This is a genomic window from Actinomadura sp. NPDC049753 (assembly GCF_040674655.1).
Classification (GTDB): Bacteria; Actinomycetota; Actinomycetes; order Streptosporangiales; family Streptosporangiaceae; genus Spirillospora; species Spirillospora verrucosospora.
Map to the genome: position 1 here is coordinate 13,803 of NZ_JBFARL010000038.1, position 14,394 is coordinate 28,196.

General features: G+C 70.2%; 13 protein-coding genes and 2 tRNA genes. 8 read left to right on the forward strand and 7 right to left on the reverse strand.

The window, feature by feature from the left end; genetic code table 11:
• The first annotated feature begins 119 nt into the window (after positions 1-119).
• On the forward strand, positions 120-1,640 hold the full coding sequence (locus AB0K37_RS13240) for a sigma-70 family RNA polymerase sigma factor (protein WP_363979365.1): 1,521 nt from the start codon (positions 120-122) through the stop codon (positions 1,638-1,640).
• 214 nt (positions 1,641-1,854) lie between these two features.
• The gene (locus AB0K37_RS13245) at positions 1,855-3,342 is read left to right on the forward strand and encodes a sigma-70 family RNA polymerase sigma factor (RefSeq protein WP_363979368.1); all 1,488 of its coding nucleotides are present in this window, start codon (positions 1,855-1,857) and stop codon (positions 3,340-3,342) included.
• Between the two features lie 27 nt (positions 3,343-3,369).
• Here AB0K37_RS13245 and AB0K37_RS13250 read toward each other — a convergent pair whose 3' ends face one another.
• The gene (locus AB0K37_RS13250; RefSeq protein ID WP_363979371.1) at positions 3,370-4,455 is read right to left on the reverse strand and encodes a phosphotransferase family protein; all 1,086 of its coding nucleotides are present in this window, start codon (positions 4,453-4,455) and stop codon (positions 3,370-3,372) included.
• 428 nt (positions 4,456-4,883) lie between these two features.
• On the opposite strand from AB0K37_RS13250, the gene AB0K37_RS13255 reads away from it, so the two are divergent.
• The gene (locus AB0K37_RS13255) at positions 4,884-5,573 is read left to right on the forward strand and encodes a hypothetical protein (protein ID WP_363979374.1); all 690 of its coding nucleotides are present in this window, start codon (positions 4,884-4,886) and stop codon (positions 5,571-5,573) included.
• Between the two features lie 4 nt (positions 5,574-5,577).
• On the opposite strand, the gene AB0K37_RS13260 is transcribed toward AB0K37_RS13255, so the two are convergent.
• Positions 5,578-6,894, reverse strand: coding sequence for a PLP-dependent aminotransferase family protein (locus AB0K37_RS13260; RefSeq protein WP_363979377.1), 1,317 nt, complete (start codon positions 6,892-6,894; stop codon positions 5,578-5,580).
• 117 nt (positions 6,895-7,011) lie between these two features.
• Between AB0K37_RS13260 and AB0K37_RS13265 the strand changes: the two genes are divergently transcribed.
• The 3 genes from AB0K37_RS13265 to AB0K37_RS13275 all read left to right on the forward strand — a co-directional run bounded on the left by AB0K37_RS13265 (position 7,012) and on the right by AB0K37_RS13275 (position 8,441).
• Positions 7,012-7,662 (forward strand): pyridoxamine 5'-phosphate oxidase family protein, encoded by a 651-nt coding sequence (locus tag AB0K37_RS13265; RefSeq protein ID WP_363979380.1) that lies wholly within the window; start codon positions 7,012-7,014, stop codon positions 7,660-7,662.
• A 52-nt stretch (positions 7,663-7,714) separates the two neighbouring features.
• Positions 7,715-8,311, forward strand: a complete 597-nt coding sequence (orn, locus tag AB0K37_RS13270; RefSeq protein ID WP_363979383.1) for an oligoribonuclease — start codon at positions 7,715-7,717, stop codon at positions 8,309-8,311.
• A 54-nt stretch (positions 8,312-8,365) separates the two neighbouring features.
• Positions 8,366-8,441 (forward strand) — tRNA-His (locus tag AB0K37_RS13275).
• Positions 8,442-8,488: 47 nt separating this feature from the next.
• Here AB0K37_RS13275 and AB0K37_RS13280 read toward each other — a convergent pair.
• The 3 genes from AB0K37_RS13280 to AB0K37_RS13290 form a co-directional block, all read right to left on the reverse strand.
• A complete protein-coding gene (locus AB0K37_RS13280; protein ID WP_363979386.1) occupies positions 8,489-9,322 on the reverse strand; it encodes a Crp/Fnr family transcriptional regulator in 834 nt (277 codons plus the stop codon).
• Positions 9,323-9,508: a hypothetical protein gene (locus AB0K37_RS13285; protein ID WP_363979389.1), complete on the reverse strand. Its 186-nt coding sequence runs from the start codon at positions 9,506-9,508 to the stop codon at positions 9,323-9,325.
• 567 nt (positions 9,509-10,075) lie between these two features.
• Positions 10,076-11,032, reverse strand: a complete 957-nt coding sequence (locus tag AB0K37_RS13290) for a restriction endonuclease (protein ID WP_363979392.1) — start codon at positions 11,030-11,032, stop codon at positions 10,076-10,078.
• A 195-nt stretch (positions 11,033-11,227) separates the two neighbouring features.
• Between AB0K37_RS13290 and AB0K37_RS13295 the strand changes: the two genes are divergently transcribed.
• Together AB0K37_RS13295 and AB0K37_RS13300 are read left to right on the forward strand one after the other, a co-directional pair.
• A complete protein-coding gene (locus AB0K37_RS13295) occupies positions 11,228-11,797 on the forward strand; it encodes a response regulator transcription factor (protein WP_363979395.1) in 570 nt (189 codons plus the stop codon).
• An 84-nt stretch (positions 11,798-11,881) separates the two neighbouring features.
• Positions 11,882-11,954 (forward strand) — tRNA-Lys (locus AB0K37_RS13300).
• Between the two features lie 126 nt (positions 11,955-12,080).
• On the opposite strand, the gene AB0K37_RS13305 is transcribed toward AB0K37_RS13300, so the two are convergent.
• Both AB0K37_RS13305 and AB0K37_RS13310 read right to left on the reverse strand, forming a co-directional pair.
• The gene (locus AB0K37_RS13305; protein WP_363979398.1) at positions 12,081-12,710 is read right to left on the reverse strand and encodes a hypothetical protein; all 630 of its coding nucleotides are present in this window, start codon (positions 12,708-12,710) and stop codon (positions 12,081-12,083) included.
• 117 nt (positions 12,711-12,827) lie between these two features.
• Positions 12,828-14,357, reverse strand: coding sequence for a VWA domain-containing protein (locus AB0K37_RS13310; protein ID WP_363979401.1), 1,530 nt, complete (start codon positions 14,355-14,357; stop codon positions 12,828-12,830).
• Positions 14,358-14,394: the final 37 nt, after the last annotated feature.

Below are 14,394 nucleotides of genomic sequence, written 5' to 3' on the forward strand. Positions count from 1 at the left end.
CGGTCGGACGACCGACCGGGGCCGGGAGAGCGCACCGCTCCCTCTGAGATCTTCCAGCCCGTCCCCGGCGTCCCGGACGCCCCGGACGAGGATTCCGAGCAAGCCCGCAGGAGGACTTCGTGTCCGGTTGGCCCAGTCTCGACCGCGCCGACGACGAGCGCCTGGCGCGGACGCTGGCGGCAGGCGATCCGAGTGCCCTCATCCAGGTCATGGACCGCTACGCGGCCCGCCTGTACGACTACTGCCACGCACTGCTGCGCGACCAGGACCAGGCGGCCGGCGCGCTCCACGACGCGCTCATCGCCGCCTACGCGCACGTGTCCGTCCTCCGCGACCCCGAAGGCTTCCGCGGCTGGCTGTACGCGCTCGTCCGCAACGAGTGCATGCGGCGGCTGCGCGACCCGGACCGTCCCGCGCAGCGCCGCGAGGCGCCCGAGGTCGAGGACGGCTTCCTGGACGACGCGGAGCTCGCCCGGCGCCAGGAGGCCCGGCGGCTCGTCCACGCCGCCCTGTCCGGCCTGCGCGGGCGCGAGCGCGAGTCGCTCGACCTGCTGCTGCGGCACGGCCTGGACGCCGGAGAGATCGGCGGCGTCCTCGGCATGGACGCGCAGCAGGCCGCGGCGCTGACCGCCGAGGCCCGCGCCCGCCTGGACGACTCCCTCGCCGCCGCCTACATCGCCCGCACGGGACGCGGCGACTGCCCCGAGACCGCGGCGATCGTCGACGGCGCCGGATGGCCGCTCCCGCCGCCGGCCGTGCACAGGCTCGTCCAGCACATCGACTCGTGCGGCGTCTGCGGGCCCCGGCGCGACCGCACCGTCTCGGCGGCGCGGCTCCTTCAGGTGCTGCCGGTCGCGATGATGCCGAACGACCTGCGCGGGCTCGTCATGGCGACCGCCACCGACCCGGCGCTGGCTCCCGACCTCGCCGCCATCGCGCATACGGCCGAGCCGTTCGACGACTGGGGCTGGCCCTCCATGGTCGAGCAGGAGCCCGTGCGCGCCGCGCCGTCCGGAACCGGCGGCGGGAGCGGGCGCGGGGTGTGGGCCGCGCTGGCCGCGGCGGCCGCCGTCATCGCGGTCGTCGCGGCGGCGTTCTACCTGATGTCGGGCCCGTCCGGCGAGCCGACGGCCGCGCAGAGCCCCTCGGACAGGACGTCGGCGCCCGAGGTGTCGCCGTCCTCCCCGACCGAGTCCCAGGAGCCGTCCGACACCCCGACGCCCACGCGGTCCGCCACCCCGACGCCGACGACCACCTCGCCGACGCCGACCCCGACGAGGACGCGCGAGCCGTCGCGCTCGCCGAAGCCGACCGCGACCCGCACCCAGCCGAAGACCGGCCGGCTGGCGATCGGCTCCTGCACCATCGAGGGCGCGGGCCCGGGCAGCTGCACCATCCCCGTGCGGGCCGTCGGCGGGACGGTGACCTGGTCGGTCACGGGCGCGTCCGGCGGTCTGAGCGCCAGCGGGGGCGGCACGCTGCGCAGCGGCCAGACCGGCTACGCCCGCGTCAGCGGGACCTGCACTCCGCCCGGCGGCTCGGGAACGGTCAGCTTCTCCAACGGGGACGTGCGCACCGTGACGCTGTCGTGCCAGCCGGACGACGGGGGCGGCCCCGGCGGCGGCCAGCGGACCAGTTGATCGCGAAAGTGACTCAGATCACTTCTATCGCCGGGAGGGCACTCCCACATGGCGATACGGCCACGGGGCGTACCGGATTCGTCACTTAAATCCGCTCATAAAGGAGAAATCCCAGCAACTTGGTGGCAAGATCAGGCAACCTGAGTCGGCCGACGCGCGTCGGGGCTCGTCGGGGGCAGATCTTTGAACACCGATTTCGACTGGGAGGGTTCCCGTGGCCGGTGAGCCAGGGGCCGCGCAGAATGACGACCTCAGGCTGGCGGACTCGCTGCGAGCCGGGGACGTCATCGCGCTGACCGAGGTCTACGACACCTACGCGCCGTTCCTCTTCGACTACTGCCACGGCCTGCTGCGCGACCGCGTCGAGGCGTCCGGGGCCCTGCGCAACGTCGTGATCGCCGCCCGCGAGCACGTGGACCGGCTCACCGAGCCGGCGCGGCTGCGCGGCTGGCTCTACGCGATCGCCCGCAAGGAGTGCATGCGGCGCCGCGACAGCCCGAACCGGCACACCGGGCAGGAGGCACCGGAGGCCGAGGACGAGCTGACGCCCGAGCAGCTCGCCCGCCGCGAGGAGCGCCGGCTGCTCGCGCACAGCGCGCTCGCCGCGCTCAACGGGCGGCAGCGCGAGGCCATCGACCTGTCGGTCCGCCACGAGCTGGACGAGGTGGACCTGTCCGGCATCTTCGGCATGCCGCTGGAGGAGACGCTCGCGCTGGCGCAGCAGGCCCGCGAGGACCTCGCCGCCGCGCTGCACGCGGCCCTCATCGCGCAGAACCACTGGAAGGACTGCCCGAGCGTCGCGGCGCTGACCGAGTCGTGGCCGCTGTCCCCGCAGACGTCCACGGCGCTCGTCCGGCATGTGGAGAACTGCCCGGTGTGCGGGGCGCGGGAGACGCCGCCGCTGCCGCCGGACCGGCTGCTGTCGGTGCTGCCGATCGCGGCGATCCCCGCCGACCTGCGGCTGGACGTGCTGACCGCCGCGACCGCCGAGGACCGCGCCGGGAACCGCCGCGCCATCGCCGCCTGGACCGAGCCGTTCGACGAGTACGGCTGGCCGCTCCCCTACCAGCCGACCGCCCCGCGCGCCCGCGACCGCGCGCCCGGCAAGCGGCGCGCGCCGCTGCTCGCCGCCGTCGCGGTGGGCGTCGGCGTCCTGGTGCTGTTCGGCGGCGGCATGGCGTGGCTCGGCGGCGGGGACGACGGGACGAACGCGGCGGCGACCGGTCCCGTGACCCCCGGCGGCAGCACCCCGCCCGGCGGTTCCACCGCGCCGGAGCCGATACCGACCGACCCCTCGTCCCCCACGTCGCCGACGGCGTCCCCGTCCGCGTCGAAGTCGCCCTCGAAGTCGCCGTCGCCGTCGGCGTCCGAGTCCTCGTCGAAGCCGCCGTCGAGCAGGCCGCCGGCGCCGCCCACCACCAGCGCGCCGACGCCGCCCAAGCCGGGCACGCTGTCGGTGAGCGGCTGCGACATGGGCAGGAACGACTCCTGCACCGTCACGGTCACCGCCGTGGGCGGCTACGTGAACTGGCAGGTGACCGGCACGTCCGGGCCCGTCAGCGCGGGCGGCTCCGGGCACCTCGACGCGGGTCAGAGCGGCGGGGTGCGGGTCTCGCGCGCGTCCGGGTTCTGCTGGGGCCGGCAGACCGGCACGGTGATGTTCTCCTCCGGCCGCTCGGCGACGGTCACCTACCGCTGCTGAGCGAGGCGCCCGCCGCCGGGCGGGCGCCTACCGGACCGAGCCGGCGTCGAGCGTGCGGTGGGCGCGGTCCAGCAGCAGCGGCACCCCGCCGCCGATCTGGTCGAAGCCCTCGCCGACCGTCGCGTTCTGCAGGTAGCGGGCGTGGATGCCCTCCAGGATGACCGCGAGCTTGAAGCACGCGAACGCGACGTAGAAGTCGAGGTCGGCGAGGTCGAAGCCGGTCAGCTCGGCGTACCGTCCGGCGAACTCGCGGCGCGTGAGGAAGCCGGGCGCGGAGGTGATCGTGGCGCCCACCGGCAGCTGCTCCGCGTCGGCCGCCTCGGCCCAGTAGACGAGCGTCAGCCCGAGGTCGGACAGCGGGTCGCCGAGCGTCGACATCTCCCAGTCGACGACGGCCGCGATCTCCGGGCGCGGCTCCAGCCGGGCGAGCGCGTTGTCGAGCCGGAAGTCGCCGTGCACCAGGCGGGCCGGGGCGTCGGCCGGAAGCCGTTCGGCCAGCCGTGCCACGAGGCGGTCGTATTCGGGCAGGTCATGGGCGTTGCCCGTGGCGCGGACGGCCTCCTGCGAGCTGTCCCACTGCTTGCCCCAGCGCTTGAGCTGGCGCTCCATGTAGCCGCTCGGACGCCCGAAGTCCCCCAGCCCGACGGCCCGCACGTCGACCGTGTGGATCGCGGCGAGCGCCTCGGCCAGCGCGTCGCTGAGGCCGCGCGCCTGCTCGGGGGTGATGCCGGCGGCGTCCTCCCGGGTGCGCAGGACGCGTCCCTCGACGAAGTCCATGAGGTAGAAGCGGGCGCCGATGACCTCCTCGTCGTCGCAGAAGGCCAGCGTCGCCGGCACCGGCACCGCCGTCCCGCGGCCGAGCGCCGACAGCACGCGGTACTCGCGGCCCATGTCGTGCGCCGTCGGCAGGACGTGGCCGAGCGGCGGCCGGCGCAGCACGACGCGGCGGCCCCCGTCCAGCGTGATGCCGTACGTGAGGTTCGAACGCCCGCCCGCGATCAGGTCGATCGCGCTGATCCGTCCCGATCCGGGCAGCTCACGGGCCAGCCAGGCCGCCAGCCGGGGGACGTCGATACCGGGCACCCCGGCGGGCAGTTCTGCGTCAACGGTCATGACGCCCTATTAGAACGCGGCTCGGTCAGGGCTGTGAACCCCACCCCCGTACCGCCGTCCGGTCCGTAAGACCCCGGCCACTTCCGGCCGACTTGCGGCCGCGTGTAATCCGATCTTCGAGGTCGGCGCTGACCTGCGCGAACGCGGCGACCCTCAGCCCCTCTTTCCCCCAGGGTGAGCAAGTCGACCGAACTCCCGGGAGGAAAAAGGTGACACAAGGTGGAATGCTCGGACACGCGGGGTGCCCGTCTGCCGCCACACCTGATCGAAGCCGGTTGAGGCGTCGTCAGCCGTCATCCCGCCACGACGCGGCGAGCCGTACGAGTCTCGCTGGGCTAAGAGAAGCAACTGAGACCACTCGGGGGTCAAACCGCCCGATTGGGGGGGAACGCACCGTGGCAGACGCATGGCTGCCAAGAGCCGGCCGCATGCCGGCACCGAACGATGGCGGAGCGTTGCGGGGAGGTGCTCCCCGCGTCGTCTGGTGCGCCGAGGAGCACGACCCGCACACCGTCTCCGCGCGCTCGGTGGCCGCCGACCTGCTGAAGGAGAACCGCCCGGCCCACCTGGTGTGGCACCCGGGAACCGGTGAGATCGTCCAGCTCCTGCCCATCACCCGCGCGGCCCGGCTGCTCGGCGGCGCGCTCGGGCGGGAGGGCCGCGTCTGCGCGCAGATCATGGTGGTGGGCCAGTCGCGGTCGCCGTTCACCGGCTCGCCGCTCACCGGCGTCGAGGCGATCGTCCAGTGGCTGGACGCGTGGGGCGTCGCGCGCCGCTGGCCCGCCGGCCCCCCGCTGCCGTCGCCGCAGTCGTACCACGCGCAGCGCACCCGCAAGGACTGGGCCCGCGGCGGGCACTACGGCGCGTCCCAGGTGCCGCTGCTGGACCGTCCCGACCCCGGCGGCATCGACATCCGGCGCATCACCGGCCCCGACACCCCGGTCGCCCCCGTCCCCAAACCCCGCCTCCCCGGCGCCCCCGCAGGCCCCCGGCTGGTCACGCCGCGCCCCCGCACGCCCGAGACCCTCCGCCCGGCGCCGAGCGAGACGCCGCCCGCGCGCCCCGGACCGCTGCACCCCGCGTCGGAGCCCGTCCCGGTCGGGCCCCTGTCCAACTGACGCGCTACCCGGCGAGCGTCCGGACGATCTCGCACCCCTTGCGCAGCTCGGCCGGGGTCGCGGCCGAGCCGTAGCCGATCACGAGTCCGGACGCGCGCACGGGACCCATGTGGTGGCGGTCCAGCGTCTCCACCACGACGCCGCGCCGTGCCGCCTCGTCCACGACCCGCGCGGCCACCGCCTCCGGGACGTCCACCACGAGGTGCAGCCCGGCCGTGTCGCCGCGCAGCGGCAGGCCGTCCAGCGCCTGCACCACCACCTCGCGGCGCCGCGCGTACTCCCCGCGCATCCGGCGGACGTACCTGTCCAGGTCACCCCGTTCCAGGAGGAGCCTCAGCGCGTCCTGCGGCACCACGGCGGTGCGGTCGTTCAGCTCCTCCCTCCGGAGCGCCACCTCCGCCACCAGATCGGGACGGCCCCCCAACCAGCCGACGCCCATGTCCGCGGTAAGGATCTTGGCGGTCGTGCCCAGGTAGACGACGACGTCCGGGTCCAGCCCGTAGAGCGCGGGCAGAGGGGCGACGTCGTAGCGGAACTCTCCGTCGTAGTCGTCCTCGGCGATGAGCGCCCCGTTGCGCCTCGCCCATGCCAGCAGAGCCTGCCTGCGCGGGACGGGCAGCACGCCTCCCATCGGGAACTGGTGCGACGGCGTCGTGTACACGAGGCGCAGGTCATCGGGCAGAGCATCGACGACGAGGCCGTGCTCGTCCACAGGACACGGAACGAGCTCCGCACCCCGTCCCCTCAGGACCGCCCGCGCCCTGCCGTAGCCGGGCTCCTCCACACCCACCCGGTCACCAGGACGAAGGACGGTCGCGGCAAGCAGATCGAGCCCGTTCGTCGCCCCCCGCGTGACAAGAAGGCCGTCCACAGGGCAGACCACACCACGACTACGCCTGATGTAGTCGACCAAGGCCTGCCGTAGGCCGAGCAGACCATGCGGGTCCTGACGCTGCTGCGGCGGCATGCCCGCAGCGAGCCGCCACGCCCTGCGCCACGCGGGCGTGTCCAGTGCTCCGACCCATGCAAGACCTGGCCTCAGGTCGATCTCGCCAGGGGCCGCCGCCCTCCGCGCCGGTTTCGTCGTCAGCCGTGGCCTCGGCATAGGCGCGGCAGCCACACCCTCGGTCACGTACGTGCCGGACCCATGGCGCCCTTCCAGCCAGCCCTCCGCATAGAGCTGCTCATACGCCTCCGTCACGACCGTCCGGCTGACACCCAGCAGACCGGCCAGCGCCCTACTGGACGGAAGCCGTTCGCCCGCGGCAAGCCGTCCCTCCCCCATGGCGGAACGCAGCTGCGCAACGAGTTGCGCACTCATCGGCTGCTGAGCGTCCCGCTCCACGGAAAGAGGCAGATCGATCGACAAAGTGGTCACCTGCTATACGCGCCAAGTGGCCATACCGGCCAGGCCACTCGCCTCCTAGCGTAAACGGACATGAACCCACTCTCCTCAACCGCCCGCACCCGTCTCGGCCGCCTTCCGGAACGCTCCAGCACCGACAGGTCCGTCCTGTACGAGATCCTCGACGACGGCCTGATCTGCCATCTAGGCGTCGTCGTGGACGGCTCCCCCCGCGTCATCCCCACCGGCTACGGCCGCCTGGACGACACCCTCTACCTGCACGGATCCACCGGCGCGAGCAGCCTCAGGGCCGGACCGTCCCAGGACGTCTGCGTCACCGTCACCCACCTCGACGGCCTCGTCCTCGCCCGCTCCCTGTTCCACCACTCCATCAACTACCGCAGCGCCGTCGTCTACGGGACGCCTCGCCTCGTCGACGACCCCGAGGAGAAGCTGACCGGCCTCCGCGTCATCACCGAGCAACTGACCCCCGGCCAGTGGGACGTGGCCCGCCGACCCAACCGCAAGGAACTGGCCGGCGTCTCCGTCCTGGCGCTCTCCCTGGACGAAGCCTCCGTGAAGGTGCGGCAGGGCCCTCCCGGCGACGAGGAAGAGGACTACGCCCTCGACGTCTGGGCCGGCGTCGTCCCCGTCACCCGGACCTTCGGCGTTCCCGCCCCCGACCCACTCCTCCGCCCCGGCATCCCCGTTCCAGGACATATCGCCCGGCGCGTGACCTCCTAAATCGATCGCCCGCGATGCCCCGCGCAGTCGTTCATGGCCGTAGGGTGAGTGCATGAACGAGCGGCTGGTCTGGATCGACTGCGAGATGACGGGACTCGACCTGCGCGACGACGCGCTCATCGAGATAGCCGCACTGGTCACCGACAGCGAGCTCAACATCCTCGACGAGGGCGTCGACGTGGTCATCAAACCGCCGCCGGAGTCCATCACCCAGATGACCAAGGTCGTCCGCGACATGCACACCACGTCGGGCCTCCTGGAGGCGCTCCCCGGCGGCGTCACCCTCGCCGAGGCCGAGGACATCGTCCTCAAGTACATCCGGGGCCACGTGAAGGACGCCAAGAAGGCCCCCCTGTGCGGCAACTCCATCGCGACCGACCGCTCCTTCCTCGCCCGCGACATGCCGTCCCTCGACGCCCACCTCCACTACCGCATGGTGGACGTCTCCTCGATCAAGGAGCTGGCCCGGCGCTGGTACCCCCGCGTCTACTTCGCCAGCCCCGAGAAGAAGGGCGGCCACCGCGCCCTGGCCGACATCACCGAGAGCATCCAGGAACTGCGCTACTACCGCGCCGCCGTCTTCGTCCAGCCCCCCGGCCCCGACTCCGACACGGCCCGCGCCATCGCCTCCCAGGTCGCCTCCGGCTGACCCACCCCGAAGAAACCGCTACACTACTGGGAGCCGGGAGCGATCCCGGCCACGGTGGGTGTAGCTCAGCTGGCAGAGCACTTGGTTGTGGTCCAAGATGTCGGGGGTTCAAGTCCCCTCACTCACCCCAACGAAAAGCCCTGGTCCCCGCAAGGATGACCAGGGCTTCTTCATGTCTCACGTCACCCGCAGCCGCCCGGACCTCCGGTGCGGGAAGCGGGCTGAGCGTGGTCTTGAGACGCCTGCTTCGCCGTGCTGGGCTCGGGAAGTGCGGCCGAAAGCTCGCAGACCCGAAGGATCGACGACGGTGATCTTTCGCCGATCCGTTCGGACTAGCCCCTGCCGGCGCAGGGCCCCCAGCGAACGCGCGACCGTTTCGCGGGACGCGTCCATCCAGCGCCCCAACTCCTCCTGGGAGAGCGGCGGGCCGATCTCGATGCTGCCGTCTGGGCCGGGCGGGACCCGTCCAGCTGACAGCTCAGCGAGATCAGCCAGTAGCAGTGCGAGACGCTCGAGACCCCGGCTGGTGAGGTGCACCCGGAGCCGGCGATCGGCGTCATCGAGACGCCGCACCACAGTGGAGCTGACCAGCAGCCATACTTCCGGGTGGGCATCAAGGAAGGCTGTAAAGCGCGCGGCAGGGATCACAAGGGCGCGAACGTTGGACAGGGCTTTGATCGTTGCCGACCGCTCCCGGCCTCCGGTCAGCGCACTCTCTCCAACGAGGTCTCCTGGGCCGCGCACGGCAAGCACAACCTCCTGACCATCCGCGGTGGCCGAGGTGACTTTTGCCCAACCGCTTTCGATGACGACCACATGGTCGGACTCATCTCCCTGATGCATTATCGGGGTCCCCCGCGCAAAGACGCGGAAGCACCCGGCTTCGCGGAGGGCAGTCTGCCGATCGCCGTCAAGAGCGAACCAGAACGCTTCTTCCGAAAGCTCAGGTAGGGAGGGCAGGTGCGATGAGCCGCTTCCCTGCCCTCCCCGTTCTGGATTTGACCTGACCATCTACCCGCCGTAAAGAGCGAACAGGATGGCAGGGAGCGCGGCGAGCACAGTAGCGGCCGCTGTGAGCACCAGCGCTGGTCGTCCGGCCGGAGCGTTCTGTGTGCGATGCACGATGAACGCGATAAGCCCGAACAGCGCGAGGGTGATGACCGCCCCGACCGTGATCGCGGTGGGGTCCTGCTGCAAAGGCGCCTCCTGAAGCTCCGTGCGTGGACGTGGACTTGCGGGGTGAACCCGCTGCCAGGACTCGCAGTTACCGCAGGAAAGAGGTGTGCAGTTCCGACTTCCTTGCGCGCGTCCGGCGACGAGCCACTCGTACGCTAGCGGTGACCGCGCGAAGATCGGTAGGTATCTAGGCACGCCGAAAAGGCGATCCATCCGGGCTGCACTCCCGGATGGCCGCCTCTTGGCGGGCGTCCACGTCCACGCAACAGACTCCGAACGCCTCGTCTGCTGCCAGTGAACACGCATCTAGCAGCGGAGACTGTGACGCCACGTCACTAAGTCAGGGGTCATTCGTTGATGCTTCCAGGCGAGAAGGACAAAGACCTTACCGAATGGACACATCTCCCCACCTTGGAGCGTTCACACGTCTTCCCGAAGGGTGTACCGACGGCCTAGCTGCCGGACCGGCAGGCGCTCCGCTCCCTCGTCCGAGGTGGCAGGAGGCAGATCGAATGCCACGATCTCGGCTGCCAGCCCGGTTGCGTGGCCCTTCAGACACGCCACGAAGCTGCGTATCCCATAAACGATCTAGTAAGGCGAGAGTGGACCAGCCCACGGGTGGTTCTCGTTCGTGTCGCTGGGGTGCCGCTCAGAGATGCGCATCCAGACCGTCTGGTCCGGCCAGATGATGTCGATGGCTAGTGAGCGACATAGGTCGACAAGGTCACGGCGAGGTTCGGTCGGCACCAGGACGGCGACGCGTTGGGGATCGATGTAGCGGCGGTAGTCAAGGATCTGCCCGATCGCCATGCGGACACCCTCTCGGGTCACCGTTCCCTTTGCCTCGATCAGCTCATCCATGGTCTGGTCGTACAAGTCGGTATACAGCGGTTTCGCTTCACCGGGCGGATTGATCTGATGACGTACGACCTCGTGGCCTAGCGACATGAGGTGGTCGGCGTAGGCCCGAACGAGGGTGCTCTCTCTGCGCTCGGCTTCGTACGGCTCACGAGCCGGATCGACCAAGGTGCGCTCAGTACGCTGCTCCTCGGGAGGTATGCGAAGCACGACGGGCTTCTCCGAGGGCGTCTTCGGTATCCGGGCTCCCTCGTGCTTCACATCTCCGCGGGGTCTGAGTCTGAACATGATGACGCTGCGGACTGGCCCGTTTCCGGTCTCCGGAGCGTCAGTTAGGTAGAACGGCACTTTCTCGTCTAGTTCGAACTCGCCCACGTACTGCATGCCTTGAGGCTGCACAGCCCGGAACAGGCGCAGAGCCCGTCCATCGGCGCGATGGTTCAAGATTGCCAGGTTGCCCTGAACCATTCTTTGGTCACCGACCTGACCCTCACCGCTGTAGTGATAGCAGCCGTCGTCGCCCCAACCGTCGAAGTAACCGTGTTGGTGGCCCTTCACGGGGTCGGTGAACAGCAGCACGTTCGAGGTCACCCGGGAGGGGCCGATTCCTCCTTGGCGTCGCCCGCCGTACTGGTCATGCAGCTCCCGACGAACAACCACGTCACCAGGCTTCAGCGTCCAGGTCACCCCTACCTCCAAAATTTTAGGGTGATTTTATGGGTAAAATCTGGACATAGCAAGCAACCTGGACGGCTGGAGACTGCGCCACCCCGAGGAATCCCGGTGCGAATCGTGGGGTTGAACGCGGGATTCATCGACTCTCGAAGATCATGCGGTTATGCTCCGAGCCTAGAAATGTCAACGACACGCCAAGGGCGACGGATGAGTGTCGACGAGACGGCTCCGCTGCGCGTACTCGTGGTGGACGGCGACCCACGGTGCAGGGCTGACGTGATCTCCGTGCTGGACGCCAGCGACGAGTTCCAGGTCGTCGCCGACACCCCCGATCCCGCCGCGGCGGTCCCCCTGGCCGAACGCCTGCGCCCCGACATCGTCCTGCTGGACACGGCGGCCGCCGATCATGCTTTGCCGCTCAGCACGTCCTCCCGCGTCTTCGTCCTCGCCTCGGAGGACCAGCCCGCCGTCGAGGCCGCTCTCCGCGCCGGCGCCTGCGGCCACCTCGTCCCGGGCTCGTTCACGGCCCACGACCTCGTCCGCGGCGTCCGCCACGCGTCCCGCACCACCCTCGGCCTGTCCGCCCGCGAGTCCGAGGTCATGGACCTCATCGCCACCGGCCGCTCCAACGGCGAGATCGCCCGCCAGCTCTTCCTCAGCGAGAAGACGGTCAAGAACCATGTCAACCGGATCTACGCCAAGCTCGGCGTCGGCTCCCGCGCCACCGCGATCGCCCTGTGGCGGGGCATGATGAGCGTCCTTCCGGCCCGGGAGTAAACCGATTCGCACTGGTCCGCAGGGCCTGATACTGTTCTTCCTGTCGCGAGGGACCCCGGCCCACCGCCGAGGCCCGTACGACAGGCGCCGTTAGCTCAATTGGCAGAGCAGCGGACTCTTAATCCGCGGGTTCGGGGTTCAAGTCCCTGACGGCGCACCCCGCATGGTCTGGGCACTTGTGATTCTTTCGCGAGTGCCCATCGGTGTTCATGGGCCTGTTCTCCACGGCGGCGCCACCCGGAACCAGCCCACTCCTTCAGCACGAGCCCGACGCGGTCGTGGGTTACTGGAAGATGGCCAGCACGGGCGAGATCTTCACGTCACCCGTGCTGGGATCCCAGCTGATCTTGCCGAGGCAGCGTGCCCGGAACGCGCCGTCCGGGGTCTTGCCGTCTCGCAGCTGCTCGGTGACGCAGGACACGCTGACCACCCGGTCGCTGGAGTCCCCGTACGGGGCCACGAACGTGGTCATCTCCCCCGACTCGTCCCTGACCGTGAACCGTCCCTCGACCGACACGAAGGCGGCAGGTTCCAGGTCCCGCAGCCGGGCCACGTCCACCCGCTTCGATCGCCCACCGAACAGCGGCTTCAGCGCTCGGTCCAGGCCGGCGTTCGGCGCGATCGTACGGGTGAGGAGATCCACGTACACGATGTCGTTCTCCTTATCGAGCGCTCGGACGATGCGCCCGATGACCGTGATCGATCTCGTCTCCTCGAAGTACTTGGTGACCTGCTCTTCCCCGGCCACACGCCGCACGCCCCCGCGTAGGGGCCGGAACAGCAACTCCAACACGATGTTGCGGCGGGTCGTCTTCTCCACCGAACGCTGCAGGTAGGGGTAGTCGCCCTGGAGGTAGAGGTCCATGGCGTTTCGCTCGTCGAGATAAAAGCAGAACCCCGGTTTCTGTTTCATCACCCAAGTCGACAGGTGGCGACTCACTCTGACCCTGTGCGCGCAGTAGAGCGCTACTGCGGAGCAACCGGCAATGGCTGAGATCGCTAGCAGCAATGGCATCGGTGCCTCCTGAGGTCAAGAGCAGCCGCGGGTCTGCTTGAAGGCCAGGTTCAGGGAGGACGCGTTGGCGTCCACCATGCGTCCGCCGGTCGCCTTGGCCGCGCGGTCCAGTTCGACCGGGTCGGCCTCGCCGAACCGAACGGTGTACGAATGCACGGCCCTGGTCTGCGGTGGCAGAGCCTGGTATCGGCGGAGGAAGTCGTTCAGCCCGATGCCGGCGTTGTTCAGACCGTCGGTCATCAGCACAATGGTCACCGGCCGCCCCGGGGCGGCGCGCTTCAGCTCGCCGGCACGCCGGTAAGCGTGGTCGAGCGCAGACCACACGGCGGTGCTCCGCTCGAACTTCTCGGTGCTGAGGAAGTCGCGGATGGCACCGGCGTCACGCTGGTCGGCGATGGTGAAGTCTCGCTCTGCCCGGACCTTCTCCCCGAAGCGCATCAGGATGAACTTCTCGCCCTGGTAGAACCTGACGAACTTGCCGATGGACGAGCCGTCGCCGCCGATCAGGTCCTCGAACGTGGATCGCAACGCCTTGATCCGCACGCCCCTCATGGAGCCGGAGTAGTCGAGCACGAAGATCACCTGTCCGGGCGTCCGGGCACTGGGGTCGTAGTTGGCCAGCAGCCGGTCGATCACCTCGGGCCGGTCCGGAAAGTACAGCGCATTGCCGATCTCAGTGCGCAGCCGCGGATCCCGTCTCACGCTGGGATCGAGTGGACGGCGCAGGGTGCGCTGCATGATCTTCCGCTGCGTGTCGGCGCGGGTCAGCCACGCCACGACCTTGTCATAGGCGGCGCGGCGCGATGGATCGAGCAGCAGCAGCGGGTATCGGGACAGCACGATGCCGTCCTCGGGGTAGATGATCTCCAGCGGCTCGCGCAGGCTCCCGCTCGCGTTCAGGGACAGCAACGTCGACTCGTACCCGATCAGCGCGTCGGCCTTGCCCTGGTCCGCGACGAAGGCGTCGATGAGCTCGTCCGAGGACGTCGCGGTGATCGTCTGGCCGGAGAACAGCCCGCGCAACCGGTCGCACGTGACATCCTCCGGACGCAACGCGCTGCCGGTACCGGCGGCCGCGGTGGCCACCCCGACCAGTGCGACCAGCCCGCTGTTGGCCTGCCGGGGGTCGGCCATGCCGAAGCGCACCAGCCCTTCGGCGGCGCCGTCGGCGATGTCCGCCCAGGACAGCTTCGAGTCGGGGGCGTTGCGGCGGAGCCGCTCGGCCGTCCGCGGCCGCACGCCCAGGACCACCGGTGACGTCATGATCGCGGTTGACAGCGGCCGCAGCCGCTTCCCGCCCGCCGCCCGCAGCTTGAGCTGCAAATAGCGGTCGTCGGACAGCCAGGCCAGGTCGTGGTCGTCGTTTCCCTGGGAAAGTGATGTGGAGACCTCCACGGTGCCCCGATAGTCGAGCTCGATCGCTATGCCGGTGTCACGCCGGAGCTCGTCGAGCAGCGGGCGCATATCGGCGAGTTCGGAGCTCGCGAGCACTCGCAGCGTCGTGTCCGGCTTGTCCGAGGCGCAGCCCGTGCCCGCGGCCAGCATCGCACAGGCCATCAGTCCGGCTAACGTCCGCGAAGGC

Excerpts from the sequence above, each read along its gene's own strand:
- AB0K37_RS13250 (WP_363979371.1), bottom strand. The coding sequence starts at position 4,455 with ATGACCGTTGACGCAGAACTGCCCGCCGGGGTGCCCGGTATCGACGTC.
- AB0K37_RS13255 (WP_363979374.1), top strand. The coding sequence starts at position 4,884 with ATGCCGGCACCGAACGATGGCGGAGCGTTGCGGGGAGGTGCTCCCCGC.
- AB0K37_RS13260 (WP_363979377.1), bottom strand. The coding sequence starts at position 6,894 with ATGAGTGCGCAACTCGTTGCGCAGCTGCGTTCCGCCATGGGGGAGGGA.
- AB0K37_RS13265 (WP_363979380.1), top strand. The coding sequence starts at position 7,012 with ATGAACCCACTCTCCTCAACCGCCCGCACCCGTCTCGGCCGCCTTCCG.
- orn (WP_363979383.1), top strand. The coding sequence starts at position 7,715 with ATGAACGAGCGGCTGGTCTGGATCGACTGCGAGATGACGGGACTCGAC.
- AB0K37_RS13280 (WP_363979386.1), bottom strand. The coding sequence starts at position 9,322 with ATGGTCAGGTCAAATCCAGAACGGGGAGGGCAGGGAAGCGGCTCATCG.
- AB0K37_RS13295 (WP_363979395.1), top strand. The coding sequence starts at position 11,228 with ATGAGTGTCGACGAGACGGCTCCGCTGCGCGTACTCGTGGTGGACGGC.
- AB0K37_RS13305 (WP_363979398.1), bottom strand. The coding sequence starts at position 12,710 with ATGAAACAGAAACCGGGGTTCTGCTTTTATCTCGACGAGCGAAACGCC.
- AB0K37_RS13310 (WP_363979401.1), bottom strand. The coding sequence starts at position 14,357 with ATGCTGGCCGCGGGCACGGGCTGCGCCTCGGACAAGCCGGACACGACG.